General features: G+C 71.9%; 20 protein-coding genes. 5 read left to right on the top strand and 15 right to left on the bottom strand.

What is annotated here, in order from left to right; genetic code table 11:
* Window positions 1-36: 36 nt before the first annotated feature.
* Window positions 37-561 carry a GNAT family N-acetyltransferase gene (locus AS850_RS11355; RefSeq protein ID WP_236940691.1) on the top strand — a complete coding sequence of 175 codons (525 nt, stop codon included), beginning with the start codon at window positions 37-39 and terminating at the stop codon, window positions 559-561.
* Here AS850_RS11355 and AS850_RS11350 read toward each other — a convergent pair.
* From AS850_RS11350 to AS850_RS16545, 3 genes are read right to left on the bottom strand one after another with little or no spacing between them, the layout of a single operon-like run.
* Window positions 551-1,855 (bottom strand): M1 family metallopeptidase, encoded by a 1,305-nt coding sequence (locus AS850_RS11350; protein WP_236940690.1) that lies wholly within the window; start codon window positions 1,853-1,855, stop codon window positions 551-553. The genes AS850_RS11355 and AS850_RS11350 overlap by 11 nt on opposite strands.
* On the bottom strand, window positions 1,852-5,817 hold the full coding sequence (locus AS850_RS11345) for a Pls/PosA family non-ribosomal peptide synthetase (RefSeq protein WP_119869220.1): 3,966 nt from the start codon (window positions 5,815-5,817) through the stop codon (window positions 1,852-1,854). The genes AS850_RS11350 and AS850_RS11345 overlap by 4 nt, the downstream gene beginning before the upstream one ends.
* Complete coding sequence (locus tag AS850_RS16545) at window positions 5,814-6,551, bottom strand: 4'-phosphopantetheinyl transferase family protein (RefSeq protein ID WP_164088438.1); 738 nt, start codon at window positions 6,549-6,551, stop codon at window positions 5,814-5,816. Before AS850_RS16545 ends, AS850_RS11345 begins: the two co-directional genes overlap by 4 nt.
* Window positions 6,552-6,675: 124 nt before the next feature.
* Between AS850_RS16545 and corA the strand changes: the two genes are divergently transcribed.
* The gene (gene corA, locus AS850_RS11335; RefSeq protein ID WP_119869218.1) at window positions 6,676-7,677 is read left to right on the top strand and encodes a magnesium/cobalt transporter CorA; all 1,002 of its coding nucleotides are present in this window, start codon (window positions 6,676-6,678) and stop codon (window positions 7,675-7,677) included.
* A gap of 74 nt (window positions 7,678-7,751) precedes the next feature.
* On the opposite strand, the gene AS850_RS11330 is transcribed toward corA, so the two are convergent.
* Window positions 7,752-8,696 carry a ferritin-like domain-containing protein gene (locus AS850_RS11330; protein ID WP_119869217.1) on the bottom strand — a complete coding sequence of 315 codons (945 nt, stop codon included), beginning with the start codon at window positions 8,694-8,696 and terminating at the stop codon, window positions 7,752-7,754.
* A 183-nt stretch (window positions 8,697-8,879) separates the two neighbouring features.
* On the opposite strand from AS850_RS11330, the gene AS850_RS11325 reads away from it, so the two are divergent.
* Complete coding sequence (locus tag AS850_RS11325) at window positions 8,880-9,242, top strand: hypothetical protein (RefSeq protein WP_119869216.1); 363 nt, start codon at window positions 8,880-8,882, stop codon at window positions 9,240-9,242.
* Window positions 9,243-9,287: 45 nt separating this feature from the next.
* On the opposite strand, the gene AS850_RS11320 is transcribed toward AS850_RS11325, so the two are convergent.
* The 8 genes from AS850_RS11320 to AS850_RS11285 form a co-directional block, all read right to left on the bottom strand.
* The gene (locus AS850_RS11320; protein ID WP_119870273.1) at window positions 9,288-9,581 is read right to left on the bottom strand and encodes a hypothetical protein; all 294 of its coding nucleotides are present in this window, start codon (window positions 9,579-9,581) and stop codon (window positions 9,288-9,290) included.
* 160 nt (window positions 9,582-9,741) lie between these two features.
* Window positions 9,742-10,620: an ABC transporter permease gene (locus AS850_RS11315; protein WP_119869215.1), complete on the bottom strand. Its 879-nt coding sequence runs from the start codon at window positions 10,618-10,620 to the stop codon at window positions 9,742-9,744.
* A complete protein-coding gene (locus AS850_RS11310) occupies window positions 10,617-11,543 on the bottom strand; it encodes an ABC transporter ATP-binding protein (protein WP_119869214.1) in 927 nt (308 codons plus the stop codon). The genes AS850_RS11315 and AS850_RS11310 overlap by 4 nt, the downstream gene beginning before the upstream one ends.
* A gap of 100 nt (window positions 11,544-11,643) precedes the next feature.
* The gene (locus AS850_RS11305) at window positions 11,644-13,377 is read right to left on the bottom strand and encodes a class I adenylate-forming enzyme family protein (protein ID WP_119869213.1); all 1,734 of its coding nucleotides are present in this window, start codon (window positions 13,375-13,377) and stop codon (window positions 11,644-11,646) included.
* Window positions 13,378-13,515: 138 nt separating this feature from the next.
* The gene (locus AS850_RS11300) at window positions 13,516-13,746 is read right to left on the bottom strand and encodes a hypothetical protein (protein WP_119869212.1); all 231 of its coding nucleotides are present in this window, start codon (window positions 13,744-13,746) and stop codon (window positions 13,516-13,518) included.
* Between the two features lie 171 nt (window positions 13,747-13,917).
* Entirely contained in the window at window positions 13,918-15,207 is a 1,290-nt protein-coding gene (locus AS850_RS11295) for a M18 family aminopeptidase (protein WP_119869211.1), read from the bottom strand.
* A gap of 58 nt (window positions 15,208-15,265) precedes the next feature.
* A complete protein-coding gene (locus AS850_RS11290; protein WP_119869210.1) occupies window positions 15,266-15,562 on the bottom strand; it encodes a hypothetical protein in 297 nt (98 codons plus the stop codon).
* Window positions 15,563-15,620: 58 nt separating this feature from the next.
* On the bottom strand, window positions 15,621-16,433 hold the full coding sequence (locus tag AS850_RS11285) for an alpha/beta fold hydrolase (protein ID WP_164088437.1): 813 nt from the start codon (window positions 16,431-16,433) through the stop codon (window positions 15,621-15,623).
* 57 nt (window positions 16,434-16,490) lie between these two features.
* On the opposite strand from AS850_RS11285, the gene AS850_RS11280 reads away from it, so the two are divergent.
* The gene (locus AS850_RS11280; protein ID WP_119869208.1) at window positions 16,491-17,201 is read left to right on the top strand and encodes an NAD(P)H-hydrate epimerase; all 711 of its coding nucleotides are present in this window, start codon (window positions 16,491-16,493) and stop codon (window positions 17,199-17,201) included.
* Window positions 17,202-17,208: 7 nt separating this feature from the next.
* On the opposite strand, the gene AS850_RS11275 is transcribed toward AS850_RS11280, so the two are convergent.
* From AS850_RS11275 to AS850_RS11265, 3 genes are all read right to left on the bottom strand, one after another.
* A complete protein-coding gene (locus tag AS850_RS11275) occupies window positions 17,209-18,666 on the bottom strand; it encodes an MFS transporter (RefSeq protein ID WP_335589168.1) in 1,458 nt (485 codons plus the stop codon).
* A 75-nt stretch (window positions 18,667-18,741) separates the two neighbouring features.
* On the bottom strand, window positions 18,742-20,457 hold the full coding sequence (locus AS850_RS11270) for a hypothetical protein (protein ID WP_119869206.1): 1,716 nt from the start codon (window positions 20,455-20,457) through the stop codon (window positions 18,742-18,744).
* Between the two features lie 141 nt (window positions 20,458-20,598).
* The gene (locus tag AS850_RS11265; RefSeq protein ID WP_119869205.1) at window positions 20,599-21,240 is read right to left on the bottom strand and encodes a PadR family transcriptional regulator; all 642 of its coding nucleotides are present in this window, start codon (window positions 21,238-21,240) and stop codon (window positions 20,599-20,601) included.
* A 165-nt stretch (window positions 21,241-21,405) separates the two neighbouring features.
* On the opposite strand from AS850_RS11265, the gene AS850_RS11260 reads away from it, so the two are divergent.
* Window positions 21,406-22,395: an alpha/beta fold hydrolase gene (locus tag AS850_RS11260; RefSeq protein WP_119869204.1), complete on the top strand. Its 990-nt coding sequence runs from the start codon at window positions 21,406-21,408 to the stop codon at window positions 22,393-22,395.
* Window positions 22,396-22,431 lie beyond the last annotated feature (36 nt).

Genomic DNA, 22,431 nt, shown 5'->3' with positions numbered 1-22,431 from the left:
TGCGCCGGCCCGCGCGCGACGCGGCAGAATGTCGGGGTGACCTCGATCAAGCAGCCCGCTCCCACCGCCCTCCGCGTCGCCTGGGACGACCCGCGCGCCGTCGCCCTCCGCGACGTGATGGAGGTCGAGATGAGCGCCCTCTACGCCGATGCGCAGGGTGACGCGTCACCCGAGCAGCGCCGGCGGATCGACGACGCCCTCTACGTCGATCCCGCTCTCGTCCACGCCACGGTGCTGATCGTGGAGGCCGACGGCACGCCGATCGGGCACGCCGCGCTCAAGGACCTCCGGGGCGACTGGGAGATGAAGCGCGTCATCGTCGACCGCTCGGCGCGCGGGCGCGGGGTCGGCGCCCTCCTCATGGCGGAGCTCGAGAGGGCGGCCCGCGAGGGCGGCGCGCGCCGGATCATCCTGCAGACGGGCGACCGACAGCAGGATGCCGTGCGGCTGTACCAGCGGAGCGGCTACACGCCCATCCCGGTGTACGAGCCCTACGTCCTCGCGATCCCCTTCTCGCTCTGCTTCGAGAAGGTGCTCGACCCGGGCGCCGTCAGCGCCTGACGTCGGGGAGCTCCGGCAGGGGCCTCCTGGTCAGCCAGGCGTCGAGCAGGCCGGGCAGGCCGCCGTCTCCCGACACCTCGACGGCGAGCTGGCCGAAGTCCTCGGTCGTCACGACGCCGTGCCGGTTGCGGATCGTCCAGGTCCGCAGGATCTCGAAGAACGCGTCGTCGCCCACCGTGAGGCGGATCGCGTGGAGGGTCAGTGCGCCGCGCTTGTAGACGCGGTCGTCGAAGAGCTTCGCCGGCCCGGGGTCACCGACCACCAGGTCCTGCGGCAGGCGCGAGAGACGCGAGCGGGTGTCCCGGGCGATCGTGGCCGCCGAGGGGCCGCCGGCCGCCTCGGACCAGATCCATTCGGCGTAGCAGGCGAAGCCCTCGTTGAGCCAGATGTCCTGCCACCGGGCGAGACCGACGCTGTTGCCGAACCACTGGTGCGCGAGCTCGTGCGCCACGAGGCGCTCCGACGACGACCGGCCGTCGGCGTGGTTGGCGCCGAAGATCGCGAGGCCCTGGGCCTCGAGGGGGATCTCGAGGTCGTCCTCGGTCACCACGACCGCGTAGCCGTCGAACGGGTAGGGGCCGAAGCGCTCCTCGAAGCACGCCATCATGTCGGGGAGCCGCCCGAAGTCGTGCCCGATCCGGGAGCGGAGCGCAGGAGGCCCGGCGAGCACCCCCGGGACGTCGCCGAGTGCCACGGGCACCAGCTCGTAGCGTCCGATCTGCACCGTCGCGAGGTAGGTCGACGTCGGCTGCGACTGCTCGTACTCCCAGGTTGTCCGGCCGGAACGGATCGTGCGGCCCGCGAGGACCCCGTTGCAGACGACCGCGTACGGCTGCTCGGTCGTGACCCGGATCCGGTACGTCGCCTTGTCGCCCGGGTCGTCGTTGCAGGGGAACCAGGTCGGTGCGCCGCTCGGCTGAGCCGCGACGATGACGCCGTCGGTCAGCTCCTCCCAGCCGACCGTGCCCCAGGCGCTCGAGCGCGGGGCGGGGGCGCCGGAGTAGTCGACGGTGGCGACGAACTCCTCGCCGGCCGCCACGGGGTGCTCCGGAGTCACGACGAGCTTCGCCGTCGACTGGGTGTAGCGGGCGGCCTTCGTGCCGTCGACGCGGACCTTCGAGGCGCGCAGCCGCACGAGGTCGAGCGAGAACCGTCTGAGGTCGGCGGTCGCGACCATGCGGATCGTCGCGGTCGCGTCGAGGCGGTTCGTGGCGACCCGGTAGGCGAGATCGAGGTCGTAGGAGAGCGTGCGGTAGCCCTCGTTCCCCGAGTCGGGGAGGTAGGCGGTGGTCACTCGGCGGCGGCGTGATAGTCGGCGACGCGGACCTCGCGCCACGGCCCGATGGGGTTGCCGGACCATCTGCTGCCGACGGGGACGCCCTCGCCCCGCATCACGAGGCTGGCGGGCCCGACGGTCGCGTACGCCCCGATCGTGGCCTTGGGCAGGACGACGCTGTGCGGGCCGAGGGTGGCTCCGGCGTCGAGGGTGACGGTGTCCATGCTCATGATTCGATCATGAAAGAGGTGCGTCTGCACGACGCAGCCCCGATTGACACAGCTTCCGTCGCCGAGGCGCACGAGATCGGCCTCGGGGAGCCAGTAGCTGTCGGTCCAGACGCCCCGGCCGATCGACGCCCCGAGCGACCGGAGCCACCAGACGAGGGCGGGTGTGCCCGCGGCGGGCTGCGCGAACCAGGGGGCGGCGATCAGCTCGACGAAGACGTCGGCGACCTCGCTGCGCCAGACGAAGCTCGACCAGAGAGGCTTCTCGGACACGCGGATCCTGCCGACCAGCGCCCACTTGGCCGCCGTCGCCAGGAGCGCGGCGACGGCCCCGACGGCGAGCATCACGGCGCCGGAGACGAGGATCGTGAACCCGGGGCCGAGGAGCGCGGTGAGGGCGAGCAGGGCGAAGACCAGCGTCAGCCCGAGGAGGCAGCCGATGACGACCGGGACGACGCGGGAGAGCTCCCAGAGGATGCGGGCGGCGCGGATCGAGGCCGGCGGTCGGAACGTGCGCGCCTCGTCGGCGACGGCGACGGTGCGGCGGAGACGGACGGCGGGGGAGCCCAGCCACGAGGATCCGGCCTTCGACTTCCGCGGGGCGGCCGAGAGGACGGCGACGAGACCGTCTCGCGGCACCGTGTGTCCCGGCCCGGTCATGCCCGAATTGCCGAGGAAGGCGCGCTGCCCGATCTCGGCCCGGGCGACGCGGAGGTAGCCGCCCCCGAGCTCGTAGGAGGCGACGAGGGTGTCGTCGGCGAGGAACGCGCCGTCGCGGATCGTCGTCATCGACGGTAGGAGCAGCACCGTCGAGGCCTCGACGTCGCGGCCGACCCGCGCCCCGAGGAGCCGCAGCCAGACGGGCGTGAAGAGGCTCGAGTAGAGGGGGAACAGGAAGGTGCGGGCGAGGTCCAGGAGTCGCTCGGTGCTCCAGACCTGCCAGCCGACGCGCGACCGCACCGGGAAGGTGCCCTCGGTGACGCCGAGGGCGAGGAGGCGGACGGCCGCCACGACGAGGACGGCCGCGGTGAACCCGGCGAGGAGCGTGGCGGGCACGACGAGAGCGACGGCCCGACCGAAGGCCGTGGCGAGCGACGGCGCGTCGTGGATCCCGACGGCGAGGACGGCACCTCCCGCCGCGAGCGATGCGATCGGCAGGAGCGACAGGGCGACCGACGACAGGCCGTAGGCGACGAGCCAGCGTCGGGCGGGGCGCGGCCGATCGACGGGCCACCAGGCCCGGTTCCTCCCGACGCGGGCGGCGGGGGAGCCGGCCCACTCCTGCCCGGAGCGGACCCGTCCGAAGACGGCGGATCCGGGGGCGATGGAGGCGTTCTTGCCGATGCGCGTGCCGGGGAGCAGCGTCGAGCGCATCCCGACGGTGCTCCCGGCACCGATGCGGACCGCCCCGATCCGGACGACGTCGCCGTCGATCCAGTAGCCGGACAGGTCGACCTCGGGCTCGATGGACGCGCCGCGCCCGATCCGGAGGAGGCCGGTCACCGGCGGGAGCGAGTGCAGGTCGACGTCGGGGGCGATCCGGGCGCCGAGCGCGCGGGCGTAATAGCTGATCCACGGGGCTCCGGCCAGCCCGACCGCTCCGATCTGCAGGGCGACCTGCTCCGCGAGCCAGAGCCGCAGGTGGACGCCGCCGCCGCGCGGGTGGTCGCCCGCCTCGACGCCCCGGAGGAGCGCCCGGGCGAAGACGACCGAGATCGCCATGCGCCCGAACGGCGTCACGAACACCACGACGAGCACCAGCAGGAGCCACGGGCTCACGGCAGGCAGGGCGTCGAACCCGGTCGCGCTCCGCAGGAGCCACGAGGCCGTGAGCGCGTACGTCACCCACCGCACCCCGCTGAGGATGTGCAGCGGCAGGCCGAGCACCGTCTGCAGCCACTGCATCCGACGCGGCACCGGCACCGCGCGGTGGTAGTCGTCGCGCGGGCCGGCGGTCGTCCCGACGCGGAGCGCCAGGGCGTCGGACATGGCACCGAAGCGCGGGTGCGAGTAGATCTCGGCGACGGTGAACTCGGGATCCCGGGCGCGGATGCGGGCCACGAGCTGCGCGGCGGCCAGGGAGCCGCCCCCGAGGTCGAAGAAGTTCGCGTCCCGGTCGTCGACGGGGAGACCGAGCACGGCCTGCCAGTCGGCCGCGAGGGCCGTCTCGTCGGGGGAGAGCCCCGCGTCGTCCTCGGACGGACCCGCGGCGGGCAGGGGCCACGGCAGAGCGTCGCGGTCGATCTTGCCGGAGGTCTTCGTCGGCAGGTCGCCCTCGACGACGGCGATCAGCGGCACGAGGGCCGCCGGGAGCTCCTCGCGGAGACGGGCCAGCGCCAGGACCCGATCGAACGACGAGGAATCGGGGGTCGCGAGGTAGCCGACGATGACGTGGTTGCCGGCGGCCGTCGTGCGGACCGCCGCCGCGGCTCCTGCCACGCCGTCGAGGCCCAGCAGGGCCGCCTCGATCTCGCCGAGCTCGATCCGGCGGCCGCCGACCTTCACCTGGTCGTCGGCGCGCCCCTGGAAGACGAGACCCTCGCGCTCGAAGCGGACGAGGTCGCCGGAGCGGTAGGCCCTCGCCCAGCCGAGGCCCTCGTGCGGCGCGTACTTCTCGCTGTCTTTGGCCGGGTCGAGGTAGCGGGCCAGCCCGACGCCGCCGATGATCAGCTCGCCGACCTCGCCGTCGCCGACCGGTCGGCCGTCCGCGTCGACCACGGCCGCGTCCCAGCCGTCGAGGGGGAGTCCGATGCGGACGGTCTCGCCGGGCGTGACGCGGGACCCGGTGGTCACGACGGTCGCCTCGGTGGGTCCGTAGGTGTTCCAGACCTCGCGGCCGTCGGTCGCGACGCGGTCGACGATCTCCGGCGGGAGCGCCTCGCCGCCGAAGATCAGGAGGCGGACGCTGTCGAGCGCTTCGGCCGGCCAGAGGCCGGCGAGGGTGGGGACCGTCGAGACGACCGTGATGCCGTGGAGGACGAGCCACGGTCCGAGGTCGGCGCCCGTCCGGACGAGCGAGCGGGGCGCCGGCACGAGGCAGGCGCCGCTCCGCCAGGCCAGCCACATCTCCTCGCACGAGGCGTCGAACGCGACGCTGAGACCGGCCAGGACGCGGTCGCCCGGGCCGAGCGGGTCGACGTCGTCGCCGCGCAGGAAGAGGCGCGCCTCCGCGTCGGCGAAGGCCGCGGCGGAGCGGTGGCTCGCGGCGACGCCCTTCGGGGTCCCCGTCGAGCCCGAGGTGAAGATGATCCAGGCGTCGGAGTCGAGGGGCGGCGGCTCGGTCGGGGCTGCGGCCGGCGACGCCGGGGCGGCGGCGAAGAGTCGCGTCGCCTCGTCGGGGCGGCCGCCCGGCCGGAACACGCCGCCCGCACCGACGACGCCGACGACGGCCGCCTCGGTGAAGACGAGGTCCGCGCGTTCCTCGGGGTCGTCGGCGTCCACGGGCACGTAGGCCGCTCCCGCGTGGAGCACGGCGAGGATCGCGATGTAGAGGTACCGGTCGCCCGACGGCATCCGCACGCCGACCCGGTCTCCCGGCCGCACGCCGGCGCGCGTCAGGGCCGACGCAGCGGCGCGCACCCGCGCGGCGAGCTCCCGATAGCTGAGAGCGCCCTCCTCGTCCTCGAGGGCCGACGCCTCGGGGAACTCCCCGGCCGTCTCGCCGAACACCTCGACGAGCGTGCGGGGCGCGGGCGTCCTCGACGATCCCGCGAGGAGGCCCGGCAGAGCGGGTGAGGTGTCGGTGTCGGTCATGCGTCACTTTCCCGGGACGGAGCGAGGGGCATCGGCTGACGCACCCTAGTGGACGCCCGTGACGCGCCGGTGAACAGGGCCACCGGCGCCGCGACCCCGACGACGGCCGCGACGAGGTCGACCGGGTCGCCGGCCCGATCCGTCCCGCCTGCCGTGCCCGCCCCTCCCTCGGTCAGGCCGAGGCCGGCCGTGTCGAGGTCGCGCACGGCCGGGTCGTCCGCGCGGATCGTCGTCATCCGCCGGGTGAGCCCCTCGCCGGACGCCTTGAGCAGCGCCTCCTTCCGCACCCAGGTCCGGAGGAGGTCGTGCGACGTCTCGCCGGGCGCGAGGACGTCGGCGCGGAGCGGCTCGAGAGAGGCGCGGGGGTCTCGGACCTCGAGGTCGACGCCGACCCGGGCATCCTGCGCCCCACCGAGGGCGACGGCGGCGAACCGGCCGCTCCGCGACAGGCTGAAGTCGGGGGCGTTCGGTGCGAAGGGTCGGCCGTGCGGCTCGCCGCAGGCGACGCAGGGCGCTCGCAGGAGGAGCACCGCATCGGGCCCCGTGCCGGAGGCCTCGGCCAGCAGGAGCCGCAGGGTCGCGTGCGCCGTGACGTACCGTCTCGAGGCGGCCGGGTCGCGCAGCCGCTCGGCGCGGGCGACCTCGGAGGCGTCGAGCCACCCCGGGTCCGTCGCGGCGCGGAGCAGCTCGTCGTCGAGGTCGAGCACCCAGACGCCGTCCGTCGCGTGGCTCATGTGCCCACGCTAGGCCCCGCGGGGCTCCACGATTCGCGTGTTGCGGCGAAAGGGAGCGGCGTGTCGTGGAGTCGGGGCGGAGGTCGGAGTTGACCTGTTCACCTGGGGCGGGCATCCTGCGGTCATGCCCCTGATCGACAACGGCGTCTACGTCGCCGGAACACGGATCGAGAATCCCCGGAGCCTCGACGAGACCTACCGCCTCATGCGCGAGAACGACGGGATGGGCTGGATCGGCCTCTACCGCCCCAGCCCGGCCGAGATCCGCTCCGTCGCGGCGGAGTTCGAGCTCCACCCCCTGGCGGTGGAGGACGCCCTGCTCGGCCACCAGCGGGCGAAGCTCGAGCGGTACGACGAGATCCTCTTCGCCGTGCTGCGTCCGGCCCGCTACGTCGACAGCGAGGAGACCGTCGAGTTCGGCGAGCTCCACATCTTCCTGGGGCCCGGGTTCGTCGTGACGATCCGGCACGCCGAGTCGCCCGACCTCATGCGGGTCCGCAAGCGGATGGAGGACAACCCCGACCTCCTCGCTCAGGGGCCGGAGGCGGTCCTCTACGCGATCCTCGACCAGGTCGTCGACGAGTACGAGCCGGTCATCGCCGGGCTCGAGAACGACATCGACGAGATCGAGAACGACCTCTTCACGGTCGAGGAGAGCACGGGGCTGTCGGAGCGCATCTACAACCTCTCCCGCGAGGTCATCAACTTCCAGCGCGCCGTTGTGCCGCTCGTCAAGATGCTCGAGGGCCTGCAGCGCGGCTCGGAGAAGTACGGCGTCGACCTCGAGCTGCAGCGCTCGCTCCGCGACGTGCTCGACCACACGCTGCTCATCGTCGAGCGGGTGGCCTCGTTCCGGGCCATCCTCGACAACGCGCTGACGGTCCACGCGACGATCGTGACGCGACGGCAGACCGACCAGGGGATCCAGCAGAACGAGGAGGTGAAGAAGATCTCGTCCTGGGCGGCGATCCTCTTCGCACCGACCCTCGTCGCGTCGATCTACGGCATGAACTTCGAGACCATGCCCGAGCTCCACTGGCGCTTCGGCTATCCGTTCGCGATCGGCCTGATGATCCTCATGGGCGTCATCCTCTACGCCGTCTTCCGGAGTCGCAAGTGGCTCTGACCGACGCCCTCGGAGGACCGGCTTAACGGCAGGATGCCCGGGGCCGACCGCTCCCCGGGCATCCTGCGTTCGCTCTACGCGGTCGGGTCGCCGGGGGCGCCGCTCGCGTTGATGTCGCCGTTGACGCCGGCCGGGAAGAACCCGCCCTTGGTCGCGGCGTTCGGGGTCAGGTACGCGATGTTGAGGACGCGTGCCGGGGTGCGGCCGAAGACGATTCCGTTGGAGTCGGTCGGGACGAGGTCGATCACGTGGTTCGTGGTGGGGCCGTACTCGAAGCGGCCGGTGCCGTCGAGACGGTCACGGGCCACGGCGATCTTGTCGGCCGGGACCGCGAGGCCCAGGTTCAACAGGCTCGTGCGGATGATGCCCGCGTGGTACGCCTCGACCGACAGGATGCCGGCCGCAGCGCTGAGGTACGTCGAGTTCGTGATGAGCGGCGCCGCGCCCTTGTAGGCCGTGACCCCCACGTCCTCGAAGATGAAGGCGCCGAGCAGGAAGTTCTCCTGGCTGGCGAACGGGTCGAAGGTCTGGCCCGCCTTGATGAGACCGGCGGCCATGGCGGCCGCGGTGAAGCTGGACTTGAGGTCGATCGCCGGGCGCGAGACCTTCGATCCGGCCAGTGCGGTCCGGAGGAAGTTCACGTGAGCGCGCTCGTCGTTCGCGATCTCGGTGGCGATGCTCTTGAGGTTGGCGTCCTTCCACGGCACGGCACGGCCACCCGTGACGCCGCCCAGGGTTCCGCTTCCGTCGGTCTGCGAGGAGGGCAGTCCGGTGCCGTACACGGCGTGGAGATAGAACTCGGCCTCGAGGTACTCGAGGTTGAGGGCGAAGTTGAGGACGGTGGCGTCGGAGACGGGGGATGCCGCTGCCGTCGCAGCGGAAGCGGCGGTGCCGGAGGCCAGCGCTGTGACGCCTGCTCCGACGCCGGCGACGCCGGCTGCGGCGAAGAACTTGCGTCGGTCGAGCGACGTCTCCGCACTGCGGTTGATGGCGTTGGTGATGAAGCGTTTGTCGAACATCGATGTTCCTTATCTAGGGGCAACGCAACGTCGGCACATTCTTCTATGGTGCCGATCGCTCCCAGATAACGATCGCAACATGCCGGGAGGTCGGTGACCTCGCTGTTCGAAAACATAGACCAGTCTGTCGCCTTCGGGCCAGCATTCGACGGAAAGATTTTTTCGGCGCCTAGGCTTGTCGTCGTGATCACCCGCCGCGACGCCGCTCTCCGCCTCGACATCCCTCTCGAGATGGCCCATCGGCACGGCATCCCGGCACGCCTCAGCGAGGCCGAACTGCGCGCCATCGAGCAGGATCCGCCGGCGTGGCTCGTGCAGTCGCGCGCCAACCGGACGTCCGCCAAGAAGGTCTGGGTCCACCTCGAGTGCGTCGTGTGCTCGTTCGCGGAGGACGCTCGGCCGAAGAAGTGGTGGCCCGAGTGGACCTACCTGGCCTGCGACTACCACGCGCCCTACCAGGTGCCGGATCCCGCGGACGGGTTCGCCCGTCGCGAGGTCGACGGCATCGGCAGCCGGTTCATCGCGTTCGTCGACGAGCGTCCGTAGCCGTCCCGCCGTGACTCGCTAGCCCGTATGCGTCGCGAACGAGTGCTACTGGGTCGCGGAGCCCTCGGAGGCGGCCTTCTCGGCAGCCGTCCGCTTTGCCAGCTCGTCGCGCTCGTGCACGAGCGACGCGATCGTGGCGGCGTCGAGGAAGTCGATGAACGGGTTCGTCTGACCCGTCTTCGCCTCGACGATGTTGGCGTAGGTCGCCGCCGCACTCCGCAGTTCGGCCGCGGCCCGGCCCGCCTTCTTCTGGGGAACCGGCTTGAGACCCACGATCTGCGCGTGCTTCTCCAGGGCCTTCGTGAGTTCCTTGAGAGCGGTATCGATTTTCTTCGTCACGGAGACATTGTGGCGCATCGATGCGAACGAACACACCACGGCAGGTGAATTCATCGAGCCGTTTTCGCCACCGACGACGAAGGCGCGACGCTCCGGGTGGGACGCAACGACGGATCGTCGCGCCCTCCACGGAACGTCGCGCCTTCGGGGCGCTCGGGTCTCAGGCGTCTCGGCGCTTCACGAGCAGGGTCGCGAGGGCCATGACGACCACGACCCACCCGACGATGACGAGGAGCCCCTGCGTCGCGTCGAGCGTCACGAGACCGTCGACGACGCTCGCCTTCCCGCCGCCGTAGGCGTAGATCTTGCCGCCCGCGTTGCCGGGGAGGAAGGTCGAGACGTTCTGGATCCACTTCGCCTGCGTCAGGCTCGTGACGATCTGCAGCACGATCGGCACGACGAAGAGGAGTCCGATGCCCGCGGCGATCCCACCGGCGCTGCTGCGGATGATCGCGCCGAGGCCGTAGGCGAGGAGACCGGCGAGGGCCAGGTAGCCGGTGCCGCCGACGAGCGCGAGCCAGACCTGCGAGTCGCCCCAGTCGAGGGTGACCTTCGCGTTCGAGAGGCCGGGAGCCGCGACCAGGGCCGCCAGGATCATCGACACGAATCCGACGACGAAGGTGACGACGCCGAAGACGAGGGCCTTGCCGAAGAGGGCGCCGAGGCGCTTCGGGTCGGCCGTGAAGGTCGACTTGATCATGCCGGTGCCGTACTCGCCGGTGATCATCAGGGCGCCGAGGACGGCGCTCAGGAGGGCCGAGAGGCTGAGGCCCGCCGTGATCACGGTCAGAGCCTCGGACCCGCCGCCGGTGGTGGCGATGCGGGATCCGGGACCCTGCTGTCCACCGGTCGTGTCGCCGATCAGGCTCGAGACGAGAAGGGCGAAGCCCACGTTGATCACGAGGATGAACAGGTAGCACCAGAAGGTGGATCGCAGGGAGCGGAGCTTGATCCACTCGGAGCGCAGGATGCCGCCGAAGGTGAGGCGCGACAGCGTCGCGTGCGCCTGGCGGGGCGCGGTGGTGGTGGCGGCGGTCATGCGTGGGCCTCCTCGGGGGCGGTGGTGGTGCGGTACTCGACGTCGTCCTGGGTGAGCGCCATGTAGGCGTCCTCCAGGGAGCCGGCGAGGGGGGTGAGCTCGTGGAGGACGACGCCGGCTCCGGCGGCGATCTCGCCGATGCGTGCGGCGGCCAGACCGCGCACCTCGAGGAGGTCGGCCTCGGTGCCGGTGACGGTCACGCCGCCGGTGGAGAGCAGCGGGGCGAGGGCCGCGACGTCAGGGGTGCGCACCCGGACCCCGTCGCCCTTGGCGCGGGCCAGGACGCTCGCGACGGGCTCGTCGGCGATGACGCGGCCGCGACCCAGCACGATGATGTGGTCGGCGGTCTGCGCCATCTCGCTCATGAGGTGCGACGACAGGAAGACGGTGCGTCCCTCGCGAGCGAGGTGGCGAGCCAGGTTGCGGACCCAGACGACGCCCTCGGGGTCGAGACCGTTGACGGGCTCGTCCAGGATGAGGGTGGCCGGGTCGCCGAGGAGGGCCGCCGCGATGCCGAGCCGCTGCCCCATCCCCAGCGAGAAGCCGCCGACGCGCTTCTTGGCGACCGAGCCGAGCCCGGTGAGCGCGATGACCTCGTCGACGCGCTTGCGGCCGATGCCGTGGGTCGCTCCCATGGCCATGAGGTGGTCGAAGGCGCTGCGCCCGCGGTGCACGGCCTTCGCGTCGAGGAGGACGCCGACCTCGCGGAGCGGCGACCGGTGCTCGGAGTAGTGGCGGCCGTTGACGGTGACGTCGCCGGAGGTGGCCCGGTCGAGGCCGACGATGAGGCGCATCGTGGTCGACTTCCCGGCGCCGTTCGGACCGAGGAAGCCGGTGACGAGGCCGGGCTTGACGTCGAAGGTGACGTCGTCGAGGGCGGCGCGATCGCCGTAGCGCTTGGTGAGGTTCTGGGCGTGGATCATGCGTGTGGCTCCATGTCGGCAAGGCTAGGGAGCGCCCGCTCCACCGGGCATCCTCCCCAGGTACCACCCGGGTGCCCCTCAGGGACTCACTCTGCGAGCGTCACCGGCCCGGCCGGACGAACAGGCCCGCCCGGGCGTCGCGGGCGGCCCCGTCCTGGAGGACGAAGTGCTGCTTCTTGCCCGTGGTCGTGTACGGGAGCTCGTCGACGAAGGCGTAGAGCCTCGGCCTCTTGAAGTCGGCCAGGGCGGTGCTCGCGCGGCAGGACGCCTCGAGGGCGTCCGCTGCGGCCTGGGGATCGGCGGGTCGGCCGCCCCGGAGCACGACGTAGGCGACGACGAGCTGGCCCCACTCCGCGTCGGGCAGCCCGCAGACGATGGAGTCGGCCACCGACTCGTGCACGGCGAGCACCTCCTCGACCTGCACCGGGTGGATGTTCTCGCCGCCGGAGATGATCATGTCGTCCTTGCGGCCGACGATCGTGACGACCTCGTCCTCGTTCCACGTCGCGAGGTCGCCGGCGAAGAACCAGCCGTCGCGGAACTTCTTGGCGTCCTCCTCGGGGTTGTTCCGGTAGGTGTAGCCGGACTTCACGCTGCGCACGGCGACCTCGCCGATCTCCCGGCCGTCGCGGGCGACGTGGTCGGTCGGGTCGCCGAGGCCCGTGCCGCCGACGCGGACCACGGCCACGTCGTCGTCGATGCTCGCGCGCCCCGCGGCTCCTGCGTGGACGGTGAGCTCGTCGCCGGGGAGGAAGGTGTTCCAGAAGGCCTCGGTCGTGCCGTAGCCGTTCGAGATGTTGGGGGTCAGGATGCGCTGGTAGCGGAGGGCCGCGTTCCGCTCGAACGGTGCGCCCATCGTCACGATGCCGCGGAGGGTGGCGAGGTCGCGAGGCGTCGACTCCTGCACGTCGGCAAGTCGCTCGAGGTTGGTCGGGGCGCCGATGACGTAGGTGAGCCCGTTCCGCTCGACCAGGTCGAGGAGGAGCCCCGCGTCGAACCGGGGGAGCGTCACGGCCTCGGCGCCGACGTAGAAGACGGTGTTCGGGCCGGCGCAGTAGGTCCCGCCGCGGTGGAACCACGGGGACATGTTGACGGTCTTGTCCTTCGGGGTGAGCGACATGTTGATGATCACGTCGTGCGCCGTGAGGACCTCGTTCAGGCTCGTCAGCGGGACGGCCTTCGGGCGGCCCGTGGTGCCGGAGGTGTACAGCCGTGTCGTCTCGTCCCAGACGCTCGCGCCCTCCGGCGCGCGGAAGGGCGGGGCACCGTCGATCAGGAGGTCGTCGAAGCGGAGCGCCCCCTCGACCGCGGAGACGTCCTCGCCGCCGACCGCCACGAGGACGGCGGGCCGGTGCTCGGCCAGCCCCAGCGCCTCCGCGATCTGCTCCGCGTCGGCCGCCTCGAAGACGAAGACCGCGGGGCGGGAGTCGTCGAGGATGTAGGCGGTCTCGCCGGGCGCCAGCCGGAAGTTCATGGGCGATCCCACGGCCCGGAGGCCCTGGGTCGCGACGTAGAGGAACGCGAACTCGGGCCGGTTCATCAGCTGGTAGCAGACCACGTCGCCGACCCCCACGCCGTGCGCGGCGAGACCCGCGACGAGCCTGCCGGTGACGTCGCCGAGGTCGCGGTAGGTCCAGCTCCGCCCGGTCTCCGAGTCGGTGAGGGCGGTCCGGGCGGCGTAGCGGTGGATGTTCCGCTCGACCCCGTTGGCGTAGGTGAAGGTCGACTCGAACACCCCGCGGAGGACCCCCGGGTCGTAGTCGCTGTTCGCGGTGCTCGCCCCGCCCCGGTCGAACTCCGCCAGGCCCCGCGGATCCGTGTCGATCGTCGTCATGAGATTCCCCTTCCCTCGAGTCGCCGCCCAGCGCGGCGACTCCTCGCATCCATGCGAGAGCATCGATTCGGAGGATACTTCACGTCGCCTTCACCGGCACGGGAGAAAGCTTCGGGAATTCGATGAGGCGGGCGGGCGTCAGCCGGTGCGGTGGGACGGGGCGGCCTCGGGCTGATCGATGCGGAGGAACTCCTCGTAGGTCGGCCCGGCGTCGCGCGGCGGAACCTCAACGGCGGTCCGTCGGACGGCCTCCGCAGGCTCCGGCGCCGGCAGCGCCATCAGCACGTGGGTCGACAGCTTGCGGTGCTTCCCCAGGCGATCGATCCGCGCCGGCGGAATCCGCGGATCGCGGTCGTAGGCGCCCGTCATCGACGTCGCTCCTCGACCTCGCGGACCACTGACGACCAGAACATGCACCGAGAATGGCAGACCACGGCGGACACGCCAAGCGGGAGGCGGGGGCTTGACAACCGCCCTCTCCGTCCGGTCTCACGGGTGGCCGGAGGCGCCCTCGGGCGGCCTCGCTCGCCGGCGTCGCCGCTAGGTGACCGGGCGGAGGAACGCCCGCGCGGCACCCGCGAGACTGCGCGGGTCGTCCACGCCGCAGAGCTCGCGCACCGAGTGCATCGAGAGCAGCGGCACGCCGACGTCGATTGTCCGGATCCCGAGCCGGGTCGCCGTCAGCGGTCCGATGGTCGACCCGCAGGGCACCCCGTTGTTCGACACGAACGGCTGCCACGGCACGCCCGCCTGTTCGCAGGAGCGCGCCCACTCGGCCGCCCCCGGACCGTCCGAGGCGTAGCGCTGATTCGCGTTCAGCTTGAGGAGCGGGCCGCGGTTCGGCAGCGGTCGGTTCTGCGGGTCGTGCCGCTCCGGGTAGTTGGGGTGGACGGCGTGCCCCGCGTCGGACGAGAGGCACCACGACGCGGCGAACGCGCGCAGGCGCTCGGTCTCCGAGGCGCCGAGTCCGGCCGAGATCCGGGTCAGGACGTCGGCCAGGAACGGCCCGCTCGCCCCCGAGGTCGACGTGGAGCCGACCTCCTCGTGGTCGAAGGCCGCGAGGACGGCGACGGGTGCCCCCTCGACAGCGTCGTCGCCGGCGAGGATCAGGGCCTCGAGCCCCGCGTGGACGCTCGTCAGGTTGTCCATCCGCGACGCGGCGAACAGCTCGCCGTCGAACCCGAGGAGAGCGGGAGCCGCGGTGTCGGCAACGAACACGTCGTGCCCCCGCACGTCCCCGGCATCGACCCCGGCCCGGTCGGCCAGCGCCGCCAGGACGTCGCGCCCCGAGTCGCCGTCCACGCCGACGACGGGCAGGAGGTGCCGCTGCGGATCGAGCTTCAGGCCCTCGCCGTTGACCCCGCGGTCGAGGTGGACCGCGAGCTGCGGGAAGCGCAGCACCGGTCCGGTGCGCACGAGGTGGGACACCCCGTCGCGGGTGACCAGGCGACCCGCGAACTCGAGGTCGCGGTCGAGCCAGGAGTTGAAGAGGGGACCGCCGTACACCTCGACGCCCGCCTGCTGCCAGCCCGAGGCTCCTGCGTCCGGGTTCGGCTTGAGCTTGAAGGAGGGGGAGTCGGTGTGCGCGCCGACGATCCGGAACGGCGTGGTCGCGCTCGCGGACGCCGGCGTCACCCAGGCGACGACGGCGCCGTCGCGGACGACGAAGTAGCGGCCGGGGCCCGCGGGCCACTCGTCGAGCTCGCTCAGCCCCTGGAATCCGGCCGCCCCGAGGCGACGGGCGGCCTCGGCGGCCGCGTGATACGACGACGGCGAGGCCCGGATGAAGGCGGCGAGGGAGGCGAGGTGGGGGTCCTGTTCGAGAGTCATCCCCTCCAGCCTGGCCCACGGTGCGCTCCGGCGCCACGCCCCGTCGGCCTGTCGACCGTCAGACGAGGCGGAGGCGGGGCCGCCCGGGAACCCGCCGGTCGACGAACTCGGCGCGGGACGCGGCGAGGCTGACGCACCAGACGCGAGGGCGGGCAGGATCCGCGAACGTCACCTCGAAGAGACCCGCGATGCGCTGCAGGCGGCCGAGGAACGCCGCCGGGTCGGCCGGATCGAGCCGCCGGTCGTAGATGCTCCAGCGGTCGCGGCCCACGCAGAGGAAGTGCACCTCCGACTCGGAGGTGAGGGGCGAGGGCGCCCCCGCGGGGCGGTCCAGCAACGTGAGGTGCGCGGCCATGCGCCGACGGTAGGCCCCGCCGATTAACGCGCGGCCAACGTCCGCTGACGGTTCGCCGTCAGCGCGCCGCGCGGGTGGCCGCAACGAGCTCGAGGAAGGTCCGCACGAGGTCGGTGACCTCGTCGACCGGCAGGAGCGACGACCCGTGGTCCTGCCCGACGAGCTCGAAGAAGCGCCCGTGCGGCATCCGCTTCGCCGCCTCCTGCGACTGCTCGTACCGTCGGGTGTCGTCGGTGCCCGCGAGGAGGAGCGTCGGCACGGCGATCGACGCCGTGGCGGCCATGCCGAGGCTCTCCTCGCCCTCGATCGCCTCGAAGTAGGCGAGGAGGGCCGCGGGGTCGTTCTGCCGGAAGGCCAGGGCTGTCGCCGGATCGACGGGTCGGCCCCGGTGCGCCGACCAGCCGTCGACGAAGGCGTCCATGCCCCCGGAGCGCAGCGCCTCCTGCCAGCCCGGGAAGAAGGTCTCCGAGATCGCCTGGCTCATGTCGCCGTAGGAGCCGCCGATGGTGGTGAGGGTGCGGAGCCGCTCCGGCTCCTCGAGGGCGACGCGGAGCCCGATGCGGGCGCCGAACGAGTAGCCGACGTAGTGGACCGGCCCGAGGCCCTCGGCGTCGAGCACGGCGTCCACGTCGCCGACGAACAGCTCCGGGCGGTAGGACGCGGCGTCGTGCGGTTTGCCGCTCCGGCCGTGACCCCGCAGGTCGAGACTCACGACGGTGAAGTCGCGCTCGAGGTCGCGGAGGTAGCCGAGCCCGCGCCAGGTGCCCTTGGAGAGGCCCGAGCCGTGGACCAGGAGGAGCGGTTCGCCCTCGCCGCCCACCTCGTAGGCGATCTCGGTGCCGTCGACGGGGTTCCGGGTGGTCGCTCTCACCCGTCCATTCTGGCAAGGACCACGGAGGCCCGCAGCCGACGGGTGCATGATTCGGGAATGATCCTCGGGTACACGGCAGACCAGGTCCGCGCGGCGGAGGCGCCGCTCCTCGCACGAGGCGAGCGGCTGATGGAGCGGGCGGCGATGGCGCTCGCCGACGAGATCCGCTCGGTGCTCGCCCGGCGCGGCTCGGACCCCGGCGCCGTGCTCGTCCTCGCCGGCTCGGGAGACAACGGCGGCGACGCGCTCTTCGCCGCGGCGTCGCTGGCGTCACGAGGGGTCGATGTGCGGCTCCTGACGACGGGTTTGCGAGTGCACGAGGCGGGACTGGCCGCCGCCGCGGCCGCGGGCGTCGACGTCGCCAGCCGGGAGGCGGAGGTCGGCTCCGACGCGTTCGCGGCGCTCGCCGAGGGGATCGACGTGATCGTCGACGGGATCCTCGGGATCGGGTCGGGTTCGTCTCCCGCCCTCCGCGGCCGATCGCGCGAGGTCGTCGAGACCCTGCGCCCGTCGGTGCTCCGCCGCATTGCCGGGGCTCCCGGCGTCGTCGCCGTCGATCTGCCGTCGGGCATCGACTCCGACGACGGCTCGGTGCCGGACCCGTGCGTGCTCCCGGCCCTGGTGACGGTGACGTTCGGGGCGGTTAAGGCGGGGCTCCTGTTGGCACCCGCCTCGGGGCTCGCCGGCAGGATCCGCCTGGTCGACATCGGCCTCGGCCCCGGTCTCGAGGGCGTCGAGCCGCGCGTGAGCGTCGACGGCACGCTCTGAATCCGGCCTACTTCCTCACGACGGAGAGCGGCTCCGTGATCGACTCCAGGGAGCGCCGCTCGGCGTCGACTCCGAAGATCAGGGCGATGACACCCCCGACGATCATGATGCCGGCGCCGAGGTAGTAGCCGGCCGTGAGCGGGTTGCGGTCGGTCCCGTCGCCGACGAGGGCGCCGTAGAGGGCCGGGGCGATGGCGCCGAAGATCTGCGCCAGGGCGAAGAAGTACGAGATCGCCTGGCTCCGGATCTCGAGCGGGAAGATCTCGCTCACCGTCAGGTAGGCCGACGACGCTCCCGCCGAGGCGAAGAAGAACGCCACGCACCAGAACACCGTCTGCGTCGTCGCCGTGAGGAGGTCGGCGTGGAAGAGCGCCGCGGAGACCGCCAGGACGAGGCCGGAGATGACGTAGGTGCTGAAGATCATCTTGCGCCGGCCGATGGTGTCGAAGAGCGGTCCCAGCACGAGCGGGCCGATCAGGTTGCCGATCGCGAAGGGGAAGAAGAAGTACTGCACGTTGCTCGTGTTCAACCCGTAGAAGTTCGTCAGGACCAGCGCGTAGGTGAAGAAGATCGCGTTGTAGAGGAACGACTGCGTGATCATCATCGTCGCGCCGACGAGGGTCCGCTTCGGGTACTTCCGGAGCAGCACGTGCGCGATCGTGCGGAAGGGGACGCTGTCGGTGGCCTTGACCTCCATGGCGAGCGTCTCGTCGACCGGGTCGATCGTGCCGCCCTCGCGGCGGACACGCGCCTCGATGTCGTCGACGGTGGCCTCGGCCTCCTTCTCGAATCCGTGGGTCATCAGCCAGCGCGGGCTCTCCGGGATGTTGCGGCGCAGGAAGATGATCAGGATCCCCAGCACCGGTCCGATGAAGAACGCGAGGCGCCACCCGATGTTCACGTCGAAGAGCGCGTGGTTGAGGAAGAAGATGTTCGCTGCCGCACCCAGGGCGGCACCGCCCCAGTAGGTGCCGTTGATCGCGATGTCGACCCGGCCGCGGTACTTCGACGGGATCAGCTCGTCGATGGCCGAGTTGATGGCCGCGTACTCGCCGCCGATCCCGAGCCCCGCGACGAAGCGGAAGACGAAGAGGAACCAGATCGCCGGCGAGAGACCGGCGACGCCGCTGCCGACGAGGTAGATGACGAGCGTCAGGATGAAGAGCTTCTTGCGGCCGAGCTTGTCGGAGAGGCGCCCGAAGACGATCGCCCCGACGACCTGGCCGATGAGGTAGGTGGTGCCCAGCCAGCCCACGGCTCCGGCCGACATGCCGAACTCCTCGGCGAAGCCGTTGGAGGCCACGATCTGGATCTCCAGGCCGTCGAGCACCCAGGAGATCCCGAGCCCGACGATCACCGACCAGTGGAACCGGGTCCAGGGCAGGCGGTCCATCCTCGCGGGGACGAGGCTCCTGACGGGTCCTCCCGGGCTCCCGGCCCGGTCCGTCGTGGTCTGACTCGACATGCGTCTCTCCGTTCACCGCGGCACCCTCGGCCGCGGCGAAGTGGACGGTACTCCCAGCCGATCCCGGGTGTCCGCTCAGGTGCGACGCTTGCGTTCGGCGAGCTGCTGTGCTGCGGAATCCGCGACGCGATCGGTGAGCACGTCTCCGCCGCGGGTGTGGGAGTAGTCGAGGATCGTGTACGGAGCGCAGTGCACGACGCGGGCCGGCCGCCCCAGCATCGTCAGCGGCGACGACGCGAGTTTCGTGGCCGAGTCGACGAGCAGGTACGAGATCGTCTGGCCGCGGTACGTCGCCGCGTCGTCGAGCCAGATGCTCGCCTTGTAGGCGCCCGTGATCTGCAGGAGGCGCACGGAGCGGTCGCCGTAGGTCTGCAGCGCGCGGACGGTCCAGAAGGTGCCGGCTCCGGTGACGTCACGCCCTCCGATCCAGTTCTCGACGCAGGTGCGGCCGGCGACGACACGGGTCGCGGGCGCCGTCGTGAGCGCGCGCCCGGAGGCTCCTGCGATCAGTGCCGAGGCGACGAGGGCGAGGGCTGTCACCTGTGCCACGAGCCGGCCGTCGGGACGGGGGAGCGGCCTGCCGATCGCGCGGGGGAGGTGCAGGAGCACGTGGGCCGCGACGATCACGGTCGCGGCGGCCGGCCCGAAGAACAGCGGCATGAGGTAGCGCGTCGCCAGCGAGCCCGACAGGATCGCCACGGCCGGCGTGACGACCATCGACGCGGACACGACGACGAGGCCGAGCGTGGTCGCGAGCGGCCAGCGCCGCGCCAGAGCCACGACAGTGACCGCGACGGTGCCGAAGACGCCGGCCGTGAGGAGGGCCATCTCCGCGGCTCCCTGCCAGCTCGACGCCGTCAGGAAGTACTCCCGCACGTAATACGCGAGCGAGAGCGGGATCCGCGAGAACCGGAAGTAGTCGCCGATCCGGTTGGCGAAGAGGTGGGCGAACGGCAGCCGCGCGACGTACCCGAGGCCTGTTCCGGCGACGAGGACGATCGCCCCGCCGACGGCGAGTGCGCGCGGCAGCCGGCGCAGGGCGGTCAGGAGGGCCAGGGCGGCCAGGGCGGGGACGATCGCCCAGACGATCGCCAGAGGGTTGTCGAACGTCGCGGCCGCCCCGACGAGGAGGAGCGCGACGGCGATCCGACCGCGTCTCCTGCCGTCGCCCTGGCCCTTGCCGTCCCCCGCTCGCGCGAGGGCGACGAGGAGAGCGACGACGCCGACGAAGGCGAGCGTGGTGCCGTAGTAGTAGTCGGTCGTGAGGAAGAGCGACACGAGTTCGAAGCTGGCGCGGTCCGCCGTGTGCTCGAGGAGGCTCAGCATCGTCAGGCCGACGACGGGGAGCAGGGCCAGCAGGATGCGCGAGCCCCTGCCGAACGCTCGGCCGACGACCCCTGACAGTCCCCGCAGGAGGGCGTAGAGGGCCACGAGTGTGACGACGCCGCTCACGACGAGGGCGGCCTGCACGCTCGGCGTGACTGCGGCGACACCCAGGTAGACGGGGAGCTCCGGCACGAAGAACAGCACGGACGACATCGCCCAGTCGAACGGCTGCCCCTCGCGGATCGACCGGTCGATGAGGGGCATCAGGAGCGAGTCGCCGCTGTGGAAGAGGACGGCCGAGCGCGCGCTCAGCACGAGGTGCGCCATCGCGAGGAGGCCGAGCGCGGTGGCGACGGCGATCCCGGTCCCTTCGAGCGCCGTGGCCCGGATCCTGCCCCGCCGCGATTCCCGCCGGGTGGGCCGGGGATCGGCCCGCGTCGGGGCCGCGCGGAGGGAGGTGGTCACCTGTCGACTCTCGGTGCATCCGCTATCGGGAGTCTGACCATCCGGTGACGGCGCGATAACGGTTAACGGAGAGAACGCCGAACGGGGTACGGGAAGGCCCCGCCCGACCGGAGTCGAGCGGGGCCCGGGAAGCGATCGACGTCAGTCGGCGAGGATCGTGTAGAGCGCGCGGCGCAGCTCGTCGATCTTGGCGGTGGCCTGAGCGCGCTGCTCGGGGGTCGCGTCGAAGTGGAACTGCTTGAGGACGCCGGCGAGCTTCATCGAGCTGCCGAGGAACTCGTCGCCGCGGTGCTCGCCGTCGGCCGTGGCGTCGGACCAGGCCTTGGCGATCTCCTCGCCGTGCTCGGCGACGTAGGCGCGACCCGCCTCGGTGAGGTCGAAGGTCGACTGGCGACCCTCGCCGGACTCGGCGATCAGGCCCTCGTCGACGAGCTGCGAGAGCGTCGGGTAGACGGATCCGGGGCTGGGGCGCCAGGCGCCGTCGGTGCGCTCGGCGATGGACTTCATCAGCCCGTAGCCGTTGGACGCCTGCTCGGAGAGCAGCGAGAGGATGGCGAGGCGGACGTCGCCCTTGCGGGCGCGCCCCCGACCGCCGCGGCCGGGGCCGAAGCCGGGACCGAAGCCCGGGCCGAAGCCGCCGAAGCCGGCGCCCGGACCGAAGCCGGGGCCGAAGCCGCCGCGGCCGCGCATGCCGAAGCCAGCGCCGGGACCGCGGAAGCGGGCGCCGTGGCCCGCGTGGTCGTCGTGGTTCTCAGGGAAATCGTGGTGGTTGTGGGTACCCATGAGGTACTCCTTTCGATGTGGTCGAGTTGGGGGGATCGGATCGGCCGCTGCGCCGTTCCGATAGGTCAAAGATATATCGTGATAGTTCGTTAAGTCAACACCGACTTTCGTGCGTCCCTCGCAGGATCGAGCGGGTCGCGTCGAGAGCCCTGCCACACTGGAGAGATGGCCACCCGCAACTCCACCGACGTCACCGTCCGGCGCGTGCTGGCCGACGACGTCTACGTCCGCGTCAGCACCATCGGCGACAGCGGGACCCGACCCTTCGTCCTCGTCCCGGGGATCGGGGTGGCGAGCAACTACTTCGAGCGGCTCGCACCGAACCTCAACCAGTTCGGCCCCGTGCACGCGCTCGACCTCCCCGGGTTCGCCGGTGTGCCGCATCCCGACGACGCCCTGTCGATCCGCCAGTACGCCGACCTCGTCGGACGGGTCATCGACGAACTCGACCTCGATGACCCCGTCGTCGTCGGCCACTCCATGGGCACGCAGGTGGTCGTCGACCTCGTCGCCCGCCGGCCGGAGCTCACGACCGTGGTGTTGATCGGGCCCGTCATCAACCCGCGCGAGAGGAGCGTGGGGCGGCAGGCGCTGCGCTTCCTCCAGGCGGCCCGCCACGAGCCGGGGCGCGTGAAGCTCCTCGCCCTGTCCGCGTACCTGTTCTGCGGGCCGAAGTGGTTCTCCCGGATCCTGCCGAAGATGATGCGCTTCCCGATCGAGCGGGCGCTGCCGCACGTGAAGGCGGACACGCTCGTCATCCGCGGGGAGTTCGACCGGGTGGCTCCGCGGGACTGGACGAAGCGAGTCGGGGAGCTCCTGCCGTCGTCGCGCCTCTGGGAGATGCCGGGCGCCGCGCACTCCGTCATGCACGCCCACGCCGAGCAGGTCGCGAAGCTCTGCGTCGAGCACGCCGAGCAGCCCCTCGAGTACGACGAGGGCGGGGTGCTCCGGGAGTTCCGGCACGACGACGCCGACGATCACGCCGAGACGGTCACCACCGTCCGCACCTTCGTCCGAGCCGCGCGGGGCCGGATCACCGAGGCCCTCGGCATGATGCGCCACGACGACGAGACCATCGCCGAGGGCAAGACGGAGCACGCCGAGGCGATGAAGGAGGCGCACGACCTCGCCGAGGACGGCGACGCGGGTCGGTGAGGCCGGCGAACCGTGGCCAGGTAGGCGTCGATCTCG

Source organism: Frondihabitans sp. 762G35 (assembly GCF_002074055.1).
Classification (GTDB): Bacteria; Actinomycetota; Actinomycetes; order Actinomycetales; family Microbacteriaceae; genus Frondihabitans.
The sequence above is the reverse complement of the archived record's forward strand: the minus strand, read 5'-3'. Positions and strand labels throughout refer to the sequence as shown.

Excerpts from the sequence above, each read along its gene's own strand:
- AS850_RS11345 (WP_119869220.1), bottom strand. The coding sequence starts at position 5,817 with ATGACCGACACCGACACCTCACCCGCTCTGCCGGGCCTCCTCGCGGGA.
- AS850_RS16545 (WP_164088438.1), bottom strand. The coding sequence starts at position 6,551 with ATGAGCCACGCGACGGACGGCGTCTGGGTGCTCGACCTCGACGACGAG.
- corA (WP_119869218.1), top strand. The coding sequence starts at position 6,676 with ATGCCCCTGATCGACAACGGCGTCTACGTCGCCGGAACACGGATCGAG.
- AS850_RS11330 (WP_119869217.1), bottom strand. The coding sequence starts at position 8,696 with ATGTTCGACAAACGCTTCATCACCAACGCCATCAACCGCAGTGCGGAG.
- AS850_RS11315 (WP_119869215.1), bottom strand. The coding sequence starts at position 10,620 with ATGACCGCCGCCACCACCACCGCGCCCCGCCAGGCGCACGCGACGCTG.
- AS850_RS11310 (WP_119869214.1), bottom strand. The coding sequence starts at position 11,543 with ATGATCCACGCCCAGAACCTCACCAAGCGCTACGGCGATCGCGCCGCC.
- AS850_RS11305 (WP_119869213.1), bottom strand. The coding sequence starts at position 13,377 with ATGACGACGATCGACACGGATCCGCGGGGCCTGGCGGAGTTCGACCGG.
- AS850_RS11300 (WP_119869212.1), bottom strand. The coding sequence starts at position 13,746 with ATGACGGGCGCCTACGACCGCGATCCGCGGATTCCGCCGGCGCGGATC.
- AS850_RS11295 (WP_119869211.1), bottom strand. The coding sequence starts at position 15,207 with ATGACTCTCGAACAGGACCCCCACCTCGCCTCCCTCGCCGCCTTCATC.
- AS850_RS11290 (WP_119869210.1), bottom strand. The coding sequence starts at position 15,562 with ATGGCCGCGCACCTCACGTTGCTGGACCGCCCCGCGGGGGCGCCCTCG.
- AS850_RS11280 (WP_119869208.1), top strand. The coding sequence starts at position 16,491 with ATGATCCTCGGGTACACGGCAGACCAGGTCCGCGCGGCGGAGGCGCCG.
- AS850_RS11275 (WP_335589168.1), bottom strand. The coding sequence starts at position 18,666 with ATGTCGAGTCAGACCACGACGGACCGGGCCGGGAGCCCGGGAGGACCC.
- AS850_RS11265 (WP_119869205.1), bottom strand. The coding sequence starts at position 21,240 with ATGGGTACCCACAACCACCACGATTTCCCTGAGAACCACGACGACCAC.
- AS850_RS11260 (WP_119869204.1), top strand. The coding sequence starts at position 21,406 with ATGGCCACCCGCAACTCCACCGACGTCACCGTCCGGCGCGTGCTGGCC.